Source organism: Sphingomonas sp., assembly GCF_039595165.1.
Lineage (GTDB): Bacteria > Pseudomonadota > Alphaproteobacteria > Sphingomonadales > Sphingomonadaceae > Sphingomonas.
In genome coordinates this window covers 1-12,789 of the sequence record NZ_JBCNMA010000099.1, presented here as the reverse complement: position 1 = coordinate 12,789, position 12,789 = coordinate 1, and the positions used below count along the sequence as shown (strand labels likewise).

11 protein-coding genes are annotated in these 12,789 nt (G+C 67.1%); 7 read left to right on the top strand and 4 right to left on the bottom strand.

All coding sequences use genetic code 11. The annotated features are described in order from the left end of the window. Together mutS and ABDV68_RS14535 are read left to right on the top strand one after the other, a co-directional pair. On the top strand, nucleotides 1-1,335 hold a 1,335-nt coding region (gene mutS / locus ABDV68_RS14540), incomplete at its 5' end, for a DNA mismatch repair protein MutS (protein WP_343520796.1). A gap of 5 nt (nucleotides 1,336-1,340) precedes the next feature. Continuing rightward, entirely contained in the window at nucleotides 1,341-1,499 is a 159-nt protein-coding gene (locus ABDV68_RS14535; RefSeq protein WP_343520795.1) for a hypothetical protein, read from the top strand. Nucleotides 1,500-1,842: 343 nt separating this feature from the next. Here ABDV68_RS14535 and ABDV68_RS14530 read toward each other — a convergent pair whose 3' ends face one another. After that, the gene (locus ABDV68_RS14530; RefSeq protein WP_343520794.1) at nucleotides 1,843-2,433 is read right to left on the bottom strand and encodes an NAD(P)H-dependent oxidoreductase; all 591 of its coding nucleotides are present in this window, start codon (nucleotides 2,431-2,433) and stop codon (nucleotides 1,843-1,845) included. A gap of 59 nt (nucleotides 2,434-2,492) precedes the next feature. Here ABDV68_RS14530 and ABDV68_RS14525 point away from each other — a divergent pair, with 59 nt between their 5' ends. Next, entirely contained in the window at nucleotides 2,493-3,056 is a 564-nt protein-coding gene (locus tag ABDV68_RS14525; RefSeq protein WP_343520793.1) for a hypothetical protein, read from the top strand. Between the two features lie 385 nt (nucleotides 3,057-3,441). Here ABDV68_RS14525 and ABDV68_RS14520 read toward each other — a convergent pair whose 3' ends face one another. Next, complete coding sequence (locus ABDV68_RS14520; protein WP_343520792.1) at nucleotides 3,442-3,612, bottom strand: hypothetical protein; 171 nt, start codon at nucleotides 3,610-3,612, stop codon at nucleotides 3,442-3,444. 431 nt (nucleotides 3,613-4,043) lie between these two features. Further along, nucleotides 4,044-6,233 (bottom strand): excinuclease ABC subunit UvrB, encoded by a 2,190-nt coding sequence (uvrB, locus tag ABDV68_RS14515; protein ID WP_343520790.1) that lies wholly within the window; start codon nucleotides 6,231-6,233, stop codon nucleotides 4,044-4,046. Between the two features lie 216 nt (nucleotides 6,234-6,449). Here uvrB and ABDV68_RS14510 point away from each other — a divergent pair, with 216 nt between their 5' ends. After that, nucleotides 6,450-7,013, top strand: a complete 564-nt coding sequence (locus tag ABDV68_RS14510; protein WP_343520789.1) for a DUF3617 domain-containing protein — start codon at nucleotides 6,450-6,452, stop codon at nucleotides 7,011-7,013. A gap of 2 nt (nucleotides 7,014-7,015) precedes the next feature. On the opposite strand, the gene ABDV68_RS14505 is transcribed toward ABDV68_RS14510, so the two are convergent. Continuing rightward, nucleotides 7,016-7,480 carry a hypothetical protein gene (locus ABDV68_RS14505; RefSeq protein WP_343520788.1) on the bottom strand — a complete coding sequence of 155 codons (465 nt, stop codon included), beginning with the start codon at nucleotides 7,478-7,480 and terminating at the stop codon, nucleotides 7,016-7,018. 135 nt (nucleotides 7,481-7,615) lie between these two features. On the opposite strand from ABDV68_RS14505, the gene ABDV68_RS14500 reads away from it, so the two are divergent. From ABDV68_RS14500 to ABDV68_RS14490, 3 genes are all read left to right on the top strand, one after another. After that, nucleotides 7,616-9,733: a S9 family peptidase gene (locus ABDV68_RS14500; RefSeq protein WP_343520787.1), complete on the top strand. Its 2,118-nt coding sequence runs from the start codon at nucleotides 7,616-7,618 to the stop codon at nucleotides 9,731-9,733. A 20-nt stretch (nucleotides 9,734-9,753) separates the two neighbouring features. Beyond that, on the top strand, nucleotides 9,754-11,886 hold the full coding sequence (ligA, locus tag ABDV68_RS14495; RefSeq protein ID WP_343520786.1) for an NAD-dependent DNA ligase LigA: 2,133 nt from the start codon (nucleotides 9,754-9,756) through the stop codon (nucleotides 11,884-11,886). 142 nt (nucleotides 11,887-12,028) lie between these two features. Continuing rightward, a partial coding sequence (locus ABDV68_RS14490) for a TonB-dependent receptor (RefSeq protein ID WP_343520785.1) occupies nucleotides 12,029-12,789 on the top strand: 761 nt, incomplete at its 3' end.

Genomic DNA, 12,789 nt, shown 5'->3' with positions numbered 1-12,789 from the left:
GGCTATATCGCCGAGGGCTATGCCGCCGCGCTCGACGACCTGCGCGACGCCGGCGCCGGCGGCCGCCGCGCGATCGCCGCGCTCGAGGCCGAGTTCAAGCAGCGCACCGGCATCGCCGCGCTCAAGATCAAGCATAACGGCGTGCTCGGCTACCACATCGAGGTCGCCGCCAAGCATGCCGACGAGCTGATGCGCCCCGACAGCGGCTTCACTCACCGCCAGACGCTCGCCGGGGTGGTCCGCTTCAACGCGCCCGAGCTGCACGAGATCGCGCTCAAGGTCACGCAGGCCGGCGCGCATGCGCTCGCCGCCGAGGCCGCGCATCTCGAGGATCTCACCGCCGCCGCGCTCGACCGGCGCGAGGCCATCGCCGCCACCGCCGACGCGCTCGCCCGGCTCGACGTCGCGAGCGCCCTCGCCGAGCGCGCGGCCGAGGGCGGCTGGACTCGCCCCGCGCTGGTCGACCACGCCTGTTTCGAGGTCGAGGGCGGCCGCCACCCGGTGGTCGAGGCGGCGCTGAGCCGCGGCGGCGAGCGCTTCGTGGCGAACGACTGCGTCCTGTCCGAGAGCGACCGGCTGTGGCTCGTCACCGGCCCCAATATGGGCGGCAAGTCGACCTTCCTGCGCCAGAACGCGCTGATCGCCGTTCTCGCCCAGGCCGGCGCCTGGGTTCCCGCCGCGCGCGCGAAGCTCGGCCTCGTCGACCGCCTGTTCAGCCGCGTCGGCGCCTCGGACAATCTCGCGCGCGGCCGCTCGACCTTCATGGTCGAGATGGTCGAGACCGCCGCCATCCTGGCGCAAGCGACCCCGCGCAGCTTTGTCATCCTCGACGAGGTCGGCCGCGGCACCTCGACCTATGACGGGCTCGCCATCGCCTGGGCGGTGGTCGAGGCGATCCACGAGGACAATCGCTGCCGCTGCCTGTTCGCGACGCACTATCACGAGCTCACCCGCCTCGCCGAGCGCTGCGACGCGCTGTCGCTCCACCATGTCCGCGCCCGCGAGTGGAAGGGCGACCTGGTCCTGCTGCACGAGGTCGCCGACGGCCCGGCCGACCGCAGCTACGGCCTCGCCGTCGCCCGTCTCGCCGGCCTGCCCCCGGTGACGATCTCGCGCGCCAAGGCGGTGCTGGCCAAGCTCGAGGCCGGACGCGAGAAGACCGGCGGCATCGCCGCCGGGCTCGACGACTTGCCCCTCTTCGCCGCCGCGGCCGAACAGGAGGAAGAGGCGGTCGATGCCCTGCGCACCGAGCTCGCCGGGCTCGATATCGACAGCCTGACTCCGCGCGAGGCGCTCGACACGCTATATCGGCTCAAGACATTGATGGACGGCTAGTTCTGATGCGCGAATCCGGTTTTGTCGGCCTGCTCCAGGTCATTTTCGGCTGCGTCCGCGACGGCTTCGGCGCGCGCCGCGCCTGGTCGATCATGCTCGTCGTCGCGCTGCTCCTCGCGATCCCGGTCGCGCTCCTCGCCTTGCTGGTGACCCTGCTCGTCTAGCGCCGCCGCACTAACCCTCCCCCGCCAGGGGGAGGTGTCAGCGAAGCTGACGGAGGGGGAGGAAGCGATGACGGCGGTTTCGCACTCGTCCTTCCTCCACCTTCGCCTCGACACCAGGGATGCGATCGCGCAACCCGCCCGCTTCCGCATCGGAAATTGCCGACATGTCTCACGGCGACATGGACGCGTCGAAGGCCGAGAACCAAACATCGTCCTCACCTTGTTCTCCTTTCCCCTCCCCGCGCGCCCCACCGGAGCACCAGCAAACCCACGCATTTCCGCGGCCTCCGACGCGTTTCACGTGAAACCTATCTGGTTATAATTTGATCTTCGGAAGAACCGTTTAGAAAGGCGGACTCACCAGTTCACGCCGGGCCTTCGCCGCTTCCACCCACCACAGCAAGTCGGCCGCGAACCGCTCGAACCCGCGCTCCAGCGCCGCGCCGTCATCGCCCTGCGGCACGTCGTCGGCGTCGAGCGTCTTGCCGATCTGCGGCACGGTCAGCGTCGAGGGCACCACCACCATCCCCATCTCGGTCAGCGTCGGATGCCACATCGAGTTGCTCCGCGCCCCGCCCAGCCGCCCGCCCGAATAGCTCGCGATCGCCGCCGGCCGCCAGAACCACTCGTGGAAGAAATGGTCGGTCAGGTTCTTGAGCCCCGGCTGCATTCCCCAATTATACTCGCCCGCGACGAACACGAACCCGTCCGCCGCGCGCAGCTTCGCCGCCAGTTCCTCGACCGCGGCCGGCGCCTCACCCGGCGCATAGTCCATGTAGCGCTTGTCGAGCATCGGCAGCCCGACCTCTCTGGCGTCGACCAGCTCGACGTCGCATCCGCGCTCGGCCAGCCGCGCCGTCAGCCACCGCGCCAGCCGGATCCCCATCCGCGCTTCGCGATAGGAACCGTAGAAAACCAGGATTCGGTGCGCCATGGGGGCCTTTCGCTCGACTTCGCCAACGGCCCTGCATAATCGGGCGCGGGGGAAACGCCATGTCGCAATTCGAATTCATCTTCGCGCTGTTCGGGCTGTTGCTCGGCCTCTCGCTCGTCGAGGTGCTGGGCGGGCTCGCCCGGGCGATCGAGGCGCGCCTGCGGCCCGGCTCCGCCTTGCGCATCGGTCTGCTGACGCCGCTGCTCGGGGTCTTCGTACTGCTCGACCTGCTCTCCTTCTGGCAGGCCGCATGGGTGACGCGCGATGCGATCGCCGTGTCGGGGCATTCGCTGATGGCGGTCACGCTGTTCGCCAGCGCCTATTATCTCGCCGCGCACCTCGTCTTCCCGCGCGAGCCCGCCGGGCATGACGAGCTCGACAGCCACTATTTCCGCGTGCGCCGCATCGTGCTGGGTGCGATGCTGGCGCTGCTCGCCTGTCAGCTCGCTTATTATGCCAGCGTACCCAAGCTGGCGGTCGCCCTCACCCACCCGCTCTCGCTTGCGCTGACGGCGATCCTCGCCGCGTTGATGATCACCGCGATGCTGGTGCGTGGACAGCGAGCGAGCACGATCGTGATGGGCCTGCTCGTCGCGCGCTACCTCGTCGTCTACCTGCTCTGAAAATGAGAGAGGCCACCGGGGCCATCTCTGGCACCCGGTGACCTCCGACATGGTCAGCGGCCGGAAGCTCCAGCCCGGGAGACCATGCGGGCCGCTTGTCCGCTGCTGGCGCCGTTGATTGGGGGAGGATACCCCCCGTGCGCCTTGCCGGTGGAGGGCTTCCACCGGGTGCAGTTGGACTTAGCGGCGCGTCTCCCGAACGAACTGAACCGACCTCACTGCTGAACCATGAGACATCGGATCACCTCCTTTCGCTTGTTAAGACGTCGTGCCCGGCCCGGGCACAAGTCGGTTTTGAATCATCATGAATCGCAGAACAAGTCTTGTTTTGCGCCACGAAATCGGCGATTCATGGAGGTCTGGGCGTAACGGATCGGACCCCGCCTCAGCCCCGGCAATCCTCCACAACCCGCAGCACTTCCGCCCAGGCCGGCACCACCAGCGGCGCCATGCCCGGCGTCTCGACGATGAAGCGCCCGCGGCTGTAGCCCATCGCGTCGACCAGCTGATCGTTCGCCGGCAGAGTCGCAAACAGGGCTGTCTCTACGCCGTTCATGGCCCGAACAGCGTTCGTCGTCTTCGACGGGAGTGCGCGTGCGGTGCTGGAAGTACGGATCGTCAACGTCCCGTCACCCGCACCAAATCGCGTCAGATAGATAATCCGGGGCGACACCGTTTCGCATCGGATTTCGAACAGAGGAGTCTGTCCGGCGGAGCCATAGGCAGCTGCCGATCCATGACGCAAAGGCTTGTACGTCCAGTTACCCGGCGTCAGCGGCCAATCGCGCCAGTCGCTGCTCGCCGGGGGCGGCGCGGGTGCCGGCGCCGGCGCGGGTGCCGGAACCGGGACGGGCCGTGCAGGCGCGGGCGGCGGGGCGGAGGGCGCCACACAACCGGCAAGGACGGCGAGCGACGCAAAAGCAAAAATTACACGCATGCCCAGCCTTATGGGCGAAGGATTCCGGCGGCTCAACCACTCGCGCCCGCTCAGCGCCGTCCCCCGCCCCACTTCCGCTGCACCTTGCCGAAGCGAGTCTTGCGCGTGCCCGGCTTGCCCTCGTTGCTGCGGCCCATCACCGGGGCGCGGCGCTCGTCATGCGGCAGCCCCAGTTCCTCGGCCTCGAGGCTGCGGATCTCGTCGCGCAAGCGTCCGGCTTCCTCGAACTCGAGATTGGCCGCGGCATCGCGCATCTTCTTCTCGAGCTCCTCGATATAGGCGCGGAGGTTGTGCCCGACCATGTGCGCCGGGCCGTCCTCGATCTCGACCGTGACCTGATCCTTCGATGCGACATGCGCGATGATGTCGCCGATGTTGCGCTTGATCGTGGTCGGCGTGATGCCGTGCTCGGCATTGTACGCCTGCTGCTTCTCGCGGCGGCGATTGGTCTCGTTGAGCGCACGCTCCATGCTGCCGGTGATGCGGTCGGCATAGAGGATCACGCGCCCCTCCACGTTGCGCGCGGCGCGGCCGATCGTCTGGATCAGCGACGTCTCCGAGCGCAGGAACCCTTCCTTGTCGGCGTCGAGGATCGCGACCAGCCCGCATTCGGGAATATCGAGCCCCTCGCGCAGCAGGTTGATGCCGATCAGCACGTCGTACACGCCGAGCCGCAGGTCGCGGATCAGCTCGATACGCTCGAGCGTCTCGACGTCGCTGTGCATGTAGCGGACCTTGATCCCCGCCTCGTGCATATATTCGGTGAGGTCCTCGGCCATGCGCTTGGTCAGCGTGGTGACGAGGGTGCGATAGCCCAGCTCGGCGGTCTTGCGGCACTCGACGATCAGGTCCTGCACCTGCTCCTCGACCGGCTTGATCTCGACCGGGGGGTCGATCAGGCCGGTGGGGCGGATCACCTGCTCGCTGAACACGCCGCCGGTCTGGTCCATCTCCCACCCGCCCGGCGTCGCCGAGACGCACACCGTCTGCGGGCGCATCGCGTCCCATTCGTTGAAGCGCAGCGGGCGGTTGTCGATGCAGCTCGGCAGGCGGAAGCCGTACTCGGCGAGCGTGATCTTGCGGCGGTGGTCGCCGCGCGCCATCGCACCGATCTGCGGCACCGTCTGGTGGCTCTCGTCGACGAACAGCAGCGCGTTCTCGGGCAGATACTCGAACAGCGTGGGCGGCGGCTCGCCGGGCAGGCGGCCGGTGAGGAAGCGGCTGTAATTCTCGATCCCCGCGCAGCTCCCGGTCGCGGCGATCATCTCGAGGTCGAAATGCGTGCGCTGCTCCAGCCGCTGCGCTTCGAGCAGCTTGCCCTCGGCGTGCAGCTCCTTGAGCCGCTCGGCGAGCTCGTGCTTGATCGCCTCCATCGCCTGCTTGAGCGTCGGCCCCGGCGTCACGTGGTGCGAGTTGGCGTAGACGCGGATGTAATCGAGGTTCGCGACCTTGGCCCCGGTCAGCGGGTCGAACTCGGTGATCTCCTCGATATCGTCGCCGAAGAAGCTGATCCGCCAGGCGGTATCCTCATAGTGCGACGGGAAGATCTCGAGGCTGTCGCCGCGCACCCGGAAGTTGCCGCGCGCGAAGGCGGCGTCGTTGCGCTTGTACTGCAGCGCGACGAGCTTGCGGATGATTTCACGCTGGTCGGCGACCTGCCCCTTCTTGAGGTCGAAGATCATCGCCGAATAGGTCTCGACCGAGCCGATGCCGTAAAGGCACGAGACCGAGGCGACGATGATCACGTCGTCGCGCTCGAGCAGCGATCGGGTGGCCGAGTGGCGCATCCGATCGATCGCCTCGTTCACCGAGCTTTCCTTCTCGATATAGGTGTCCGACCGCGGCACATAGGCCTCGGGCTGGTAATAGTCGTAATAGCTGACGAAATACTCGACCGCGTTCTCGGGGAAGAAGCTCTTGAACTCGCCATAGAGCTGCGCGGCGAGGATCTTGTTGGGCGCGAGGATCAGCGCGGGACGTTGCAGCGCCTCGATCACCTTCGCCATGGTGAAGGTCTTGCCCGAACCGGTGACGCCGAGCAGCACCTGGTCCCGCTCCCCCGCCAGCGCCGCCTCGGTCAGCTCCGCGATCGCGGTCGGCTGGTCGCCCGACGGGGTATATTCGCTGACCAGCTTGAACGCCTTGCCCCCTTCGCTCTTCTCGGGGCGGTTGGGGCGGTGCGGAACGAAGCCCGGGCCGGTCTCGGGCTCGGCAAGGCTGGTGCGGATCTGGATGGCCATGACGGAAATATGGGGCCTTCAGGGGAAGAGGCAATCGGGCTCGGAGAAGAGAGGCGGCATAGCAGAAGACACAGATCAAATCAAGAACAGGCAAGTCCGATGGCTGGCGAATTACGGCAAAGAAATGGCGCAATCGGCCACATTCTTGACAAATTTCACCTAACGTGGGCTATTCCGGCGGGCCGTGCCCGATGCGTAACGAAACAGGAGCCATTTATGTCCCGTTTTACTCCGCTCTTTCTGCTTTGCCCGCTTGCCCTCGCGGCGTGCGGCGGATCCCAGCCCGCCGTGAAGGCGGAGAATGCGTCGATCGACCAGGTCGCCAAGGCCACCCAGGATGCCGTGAAGATGGAACCCGGTGAGTGGGAGACGCAGATCAAGTTCGTCTCGGTCGACGTGCCCGGCATGCCCAAGGCGCAGGCCGACATGATGGGCCAGCAGATGGCGAAGATGTCGGAGACGACGCACAAGACATGCATCACGGCCGAGATGGTCAGCAAACCGCCCAGCGAGATGTTCGGCGGCAAGGCCGGCAGCGGCTGCACCTACGACACTTATGAGCTCGCCGGCGGCAAGCTCAACGCGGTGATGACCTGCAAGCCGCAGGGCGCCGGCGAGATGAAGGCGACGACCACCGGCACCATCAACAGCACCTCCTACGAGCTGACCAGCGACACGGTGATGTCCGGCATGCCGGGCATGCCCGGCGAGGGCAAGATGACCTCGAAGACTCAGATCATCGGCAAGCGCATCGGCGACTGCCCCGCCGCCAAGGGCTGAGCTCAGCGCGCCGGGCGATAGGCGATCCGCCACATCGCCGCGGCGATCCCGGCCGCGACCAGTGCGATCAGCGCGCTGGTCGCGGTTGCGCTGAACCAGCGGAACAGCGCGGTGCGCCCGTCGCTCGGGGGCCCGTCGAGCAGGCCGAAGCCATAGGTCTGGCCCGCGACGAACACGATCATCGCCAGCGCTGCGCCGAGCAGCGCGGCGTGCCACGCGCCGCGCCAGCCGGCGAGGTGGAAGGCCAGCCACAGGGGCGCGGCGACGGCGGTGATGCCGAGCGCGGTGAACAACGTCCCGAGCAGCCAGGCCGCAAACAGCGACAGCGGATCGCGCTGCCCGCCGACGATCACCAGCAGCAGCACGAACGCGCCGCCGAGCAACCCGCCGGCGCCGAGCGCGAGGCCGGCGCGATCGAGCGTCGTTTCATAGAGGCGCGGCGGCGCACGCATCCCGGTATCGTCCACGAGTCCCCTCCCCAGGAGGCGCGCTCCATACCACCTGCGGGCAGGCGCGCTCAAGCGGGCTCGTATCCGGCGTAACGGCTTGCAACGTGTATCAGCTTTGCGCCACACCTCTCGCCACATCCTTGGGAGAATCACATGTCCGGCTGGCTCCGCCGCGCCCTTGTCCTCAGCCTTGCGACCACCGCGCCGGTGTCCGCGCAAGAGGCCCCCGCCCCGCCCGTCGCCGCGAAGAAGCCGCATCAGGTCAAGGCGCCGTTCGGCGCGACCCGCGAGGACGAATATTACTGGCTGCGCGACGACACGCGGAAGAACCCGGAGATGCTGGCCTATCTCAAGGCCGAGAATGCCTATGCCGACGCGGTGATGGCGCCGACCAAGCCGGTGCAGGAGACGCTGTACAAGGAGATCGTCGGCCGCATCAAACAGGACGACAGCACCGTCCCCTATCTCGACAACGGCTACTGGTACTACACGCGCTACGAGACCGGCGGGAACTATCCCATCGTCGCGCGCCGCAAGGGCGAGATGACCGCGCCCGAGGAGATCATCCTCAACCAGCCGGAGATGGCCAGGGGCGCCAACTTCTTCCAGGTCGGCGGACGCCAGGTCAGCCCCGACAACCGCCTGCTCGCCTATGCCGAGGACAGGGTCGGGCGGCGGCAATATGTGCTCAAGGTCAAGGATCTGACCACCGGCCAGACGCTGACCGACGCGATCCCCAATGCCCAGCCGGGCTTCGCCTGGGCGGGCGACAACAAGACGATCTTCTATATCGAGAAGGACCCGGTGACGTTGCTCGGCAAGCGCGTGAAGGCCCATGTGCTGGGCACGCCGGTGAGCCGGGACCGGCTGGTCTATGAAGAGAAGGACGACACCTTCTCGCTCGGCATCGGCGTGACCAGCTCGGAGAAGTTCATCTGCATCTTCAGCAGCAAGACGGTGAGCGACGAGCAGCGCTGCGCACCGGTCGACGATCCCGCGACCTTCACCGTGCTTGCCCCGCGCGAGCGCGACTTCCTCTACAGCGCCGATCATGTCGCCGACGCCTGGGTCATCCGTACCAACTGGCAGGCGCCCAACTACCGGCTGATGACCGTGCCGGAGAAGGTCGCCGGCCAAGGCCGGAGCGCGTGGAAGGACATCGTGCCGCACAGCGCCGACGTGTTCATCGAGGGCTTCCAGCCGTTCGACAAGCATCTCGCGATCGAGGAGCGCTCGGGCGGCAACAAGCGGCTGCGCATCCTCAGCGACACCGGCAAGTCGAGCTTCGTCGAAGCCGACGAGCCGGCCTATGCGATGGCGCTCAGCACCAATGCCGAGACCGGCACCGACTGGGTACGCTATACCTACAACTCGCTGACGACGCCCTCGACGGTGATCGAGGCGAACATGCAGACTGGCGAGCGCAGGACGCTCAAGGTCACCCCGGTTCCGGGCTACGACAAGTCCAAATACGTCACCGAGCGCGTGTGGGCGACCGCGCGCGACGGCACCAAGGTTCCGGTGAGCCTGGTCTATGCCAAGGGGTTCAGGAAGGACGGCAGCGCCGCGCTGTTCCAGTACGCCTATGGCAGCTACGGCTATTCGACCGACCCAGGCTTCTCGCCGATGCTTCCCAGCCTGCTCGACCGCGGCATGGTCTATGCCATCGCGCATATCCGCGGCGGGCAGGAGATGGGCCGCAAATGGTATGACGACGGGCGGATGTTCAACAAGAAGAACAGCTTCACCGACTTCATCGACGTGACCGAATATCTGGTGAAGGCGGGCTATGCCAAGAAAGGCCGCGTCGCCGCGATGGGCGGCAGCGCGGGCGGCCTTCTGATGGGCGCGGTCACCAACATGGCGCCGCAGGATTATGGCGCGATCATCACCTTGGTCCCGTTCGTCGATGTCGTGACCACGATGCTCGATGCCTCGATCCCGCTCACCACGGGCGAATATGACGAGTGGGGCAATCCGGAGAACAAGGCGAGCTACGACTATATGCTGAGCTACTCGCCTTACGATCAGCTGGCGCGCAAGGCTTATCCCGCGATCTTCGTCGGCACAGGGCTGTGGGACAGCCAGGTGCAATATTACGAGCCGGCCAAGTATGTCGCGCGGCTGCGCACGCTCAAGACCGACCGCAACCCGCTGCTGTTCCGCGTCAACATGGAAGCCGGGCATGGCGGCAAGTCCGGGCGGTTCGAACGCTTCCGCGAACAGGCCGAATATCTCGCCTTCGCGCTGGACCAGTTGAAGGTGAAATGACGGCGCGGTAGCGGGGAGTCATGAGCACGCTCCCCGTTACCGAGGCCGAAGCGGCCGCCGAACTCGAAATGCTGGCGAGCGAGATCGCGCGCCACAACCGGCTCTACCACACCGACGACGCGCCCGAGATCAGCGACGCCGAATATGACGCGCTGATGCGGCGCAACGCGGCGATCGAGGCGGCCTTTCCCGGCCTCGTCCGCGACGACTCGCCCTCGAAGCTGGTCGGCTCGGCGCCGGCGGGGCATCTCGCCAAAGTGCGGCACGCGCAGGCGATGATGAGCCTCGACAACGCCTTTTCCGACGACGAGGTGGTCGAGTTCGTTTTGCGCGTGCGGCGCTTCCTCAAGCTCGGCGAGGAGGATCGCGTCGCGCTCACCGCCGAACCCAAGATCGACGGCCTGTCGTGCTCGCTGCGCTACGAGAACCGCAAGCTGGTGCTCGCCGCGACACGCGGCGACGGACAGGTCGGCGAGAATGTCACGCCCAACGCGCTGACGATCGGCGACATCCCGACCGAGCTGCCCGCCGACGCGCCCGACGTGTTCGAGGTGCGCGGCGAAGTCTATATGGCCAAGGACGATTTCCTCGCGCTCAACGCCCGGCTGCTCGCCGAGGCCGAGGCGGCCGGCAAGGAAGCGCGCCAGTTCGCCAACCCGCGCAACGCCGCCGCCGGATCGCTGCGCCAGAAGGATGCGGCGGTGACGCAATCGCGGCCGCTGCGCTTCCTCGCGCATGGCTGGGGCGAGACCTCCGCGGTGCCAGGCGCCACGCAATATGAAGTGATGAAGACGATCGAGCGCTGGGGCTTCCCGCTCCACCCGCTGTTCATCGAGTGCGTGCAGGTCGAGCCGGCGCTCGCCCAGTACCGCAAGATCGAGAAGCAGCGCGCCGACCTGCCGTTCGATATCGACGGCGTCGTCTACAAGGTCGACCGTCTCGACTGGCAGGCGCGCCTCGGCAGCGTCGGCCGCGCGCCGCGCTGGGCGATCGCGCACAAATTCCCCGCCGAGCGAGCCGAGACCACGCTCAACGCGATCGACATCCAGGTCGGCCGCACCGGCAAGCTCACCCCCGTGGCACGGCTCGAGCCGGTGACGGTCGGCGGCGTCACCGTCACCAACGCCACGCTGCACAATGCCGACGAGATCGAGCGGCTGGGCGTGCGTCCCGGCGACCGCGTGGTGCTCCAGCGCGCCGGCGACGTGATCCCGCAGATCGTCGAGAACCTCACGCGGGACGAAGCGCGGGAAGGCTATACATTCCCCACTCACTGCCCGATCTGCCAGTCCGAGGCGACGCGCGAGGAGGGCGAAGTCGATTACCGCTGCACCGGCGGACTGATCTGCCCGGCCCAAAGGCACGAGCGGCTGCGTCATTTCGTCAGCCGCGGCGCGCTCGACATCGAGGGGCTGGGCGACAAGACCATCGCCGAGTTCATCGAGCTCGGCTGGATCGCCGAGCCGGCCGACATCTTCCGCCTCGCCGCGCACCGCGGCGAGCTGCTCGGGCGCGAGGGGTGGAAGGATAAATCGGTCGACAACCTCCTCGCCGCGATCGAGGCAAAACGTACGCCCGATGCGGTGCGGCTGCTGTTCGGCCTCGGCATCCGCCATGTCGGGTCGGTGACCGCGCGCGACCTGCTCAAGCGCTATGCGACCTTGCCCGCGCTTCAGACGCTGGCCGACGAGGTGATCGCGCTGCGCGAGGAGATGACGCCGAACGGGGGCGAGGAGCCGGTCAGGTTCCGCAACCGCCTGGACAAGGCGATCGCCGAGCATATCGGGGTCGAGAATGTCGGCGCTGCGGTGGGCCATGCGCTTGCCGACTTCTTCCACGAACCGCACAACCGCGAGGTGTGGGACGACCTGCTCGCCGAGGTCGCGCCTCCGCCCTTCGTGGTCGATGCGCGAGACTCGGAGGTATCCGGCCAGACCATCGTGTTCACCGGCAGCCTCGAGACGCTGAGTCGCGATGAGGCAAAGGCGCAGGCGGAGTCGCTGGGCGCCCGAGTCGCGGGTTCGGTGTCGGCGAAAACGGATCTGGTCGTCGCCGGACCCGGCGCCGGATCGAAGCTCAAAAAGGCTGCGGAGCTCGGAATCCGGGTGATCGACGAAGCGCAATGGGCGGAAATCGTGGCTTCCGCCCGCTGATCGGAGGTGATGCTTTTTTGCAACGCACAACGGGCTTGAATCAATTGTAACAATCTCGCAAAGAATCCTTCCCATGGGGCAGCGCAAGACGGTGAAGATCACCGCTGCGCAGGCTATCCGAGCCGATCCTAAGGGGACAATAATGCGAAACCATCTGCTTTTCGGTGCGGCCGTTGCCGCGCTCGTGATTCCTGCCGCGGCGAGCGCCCAGCAGATCACCTCGGGCATCGTCGGCACCGTGACCGACGAGAACGGCGCGCCGCTCGCTGGCGCCACCGTGACGGTGACCGACACCCGCACCGGCGCCGAGCGCACGATCACCACCGGTACCGAAGGCACCTTCGCCGCCACCGGCCTTGTCACCGGCGGCCCCTACACCGTCGCGGCGACCGCTGACGGGTTCGAGGGCCAGACGGTCAACGACATCAACACCACGCTGCAGGGCAATACCAGCCTGACCTTCGCGCTCTCCTCGGGCGGCGGCGAGATCGTCGTGACCGGCAGCCGCGTTCGCGCCACCACCCTCGCGGTCGGCCCCGGCACCTCGTTCGGCGCCGAAGTCCTCGCGGCCGCCCCCAGCTTCAACCGCGACGTGCGCGACGTGATCCGCATCGACCCGCGCGTCAGCCTCGACCGCGACGACGGCGGCTCTGGCCAGGACCGCATCTCGTGCCTCGGCGGCAACGACCGCGGCAACACCTTCACCGTCGACGGCATTCCGCAGAGCGACATCTACGGCCTCAACGACACCGGCTTCTCGTCGCGTTCTTCGACCCCGCTGCCCTATGACGCGATCCGCGAGACCCAGGTCCAGTTCGCGCCGTTCGACGTCGACTATGGCCAGTTCACCGGCTGCGCGATCAACGTGATCACCAAGTCGGGCACCAACGAATACACCGCCAG

What these genes read in the sequence shown, in the direction of transcription:
- ABDV68_RS14535 (WP_343520795.1), top strand. Translation starts at nt 1,341, where the DNA reads ATGCGCGAATCCGGTTTTGTCGGCCTGCTCCAGGTCATTTTCGGCTGC.
- ABDV68_RS14530 (WP_343520794.1), bottom strand. Translation starts at nt 2,433, where the DNA reads ATGGCGCACCGAATCCTGGTTTTCTACGGTTCCTATCGCGAAGCGCGG.
- ABDV68_RS14525 (WP_343520793.1), top strand. Translation starts at nt 2,493, where the DNA reads ATGTCGCAATTCGAATTCATCTTCGCGCTGTTCGGGCTGTTGCTCGGC.
- ABDV68_RS14520 (WP_343520792.1), bottom strand. Translation starts at nt 3,612, where the DNA reads ATGAACGGCGTAGAGACAGCCCTGTTTGCGACTCTGCCGGCGAACGAT.
- uvrB (WP_343520790.1), bottom strand. Translation starts at nt 6,233, where the DNA reads ATGGCCATCCAGATCCGCACCAGCCTTGCCGAGCCCGAGACCGGCCCG.
- ABDV68_RS14510 (WP_343520789.1), top strand. Translation starts at nt 6,450, where the DNA reads ATGTCCCGTTTTACTCCGCTCTTTCTGCTTTGCCCGCTTGCCCTCGCG.
- ABDV68_RS14500 (WP_343520787.1), top strand. Translation starts at nt 7,616, where the DNA reads ATGTCCGGCTGGCTCCGCCGCGCCCTTGTCCTCAGCCTTGCGACCACC.
- ligA (WP_343520786.1), top strand. Translation starts at nt 9,754, where the DNA reads ATGAGCACGCTCCCCGTTACCGAGGCCGAAGCGGCCGCCGAACTCGAA.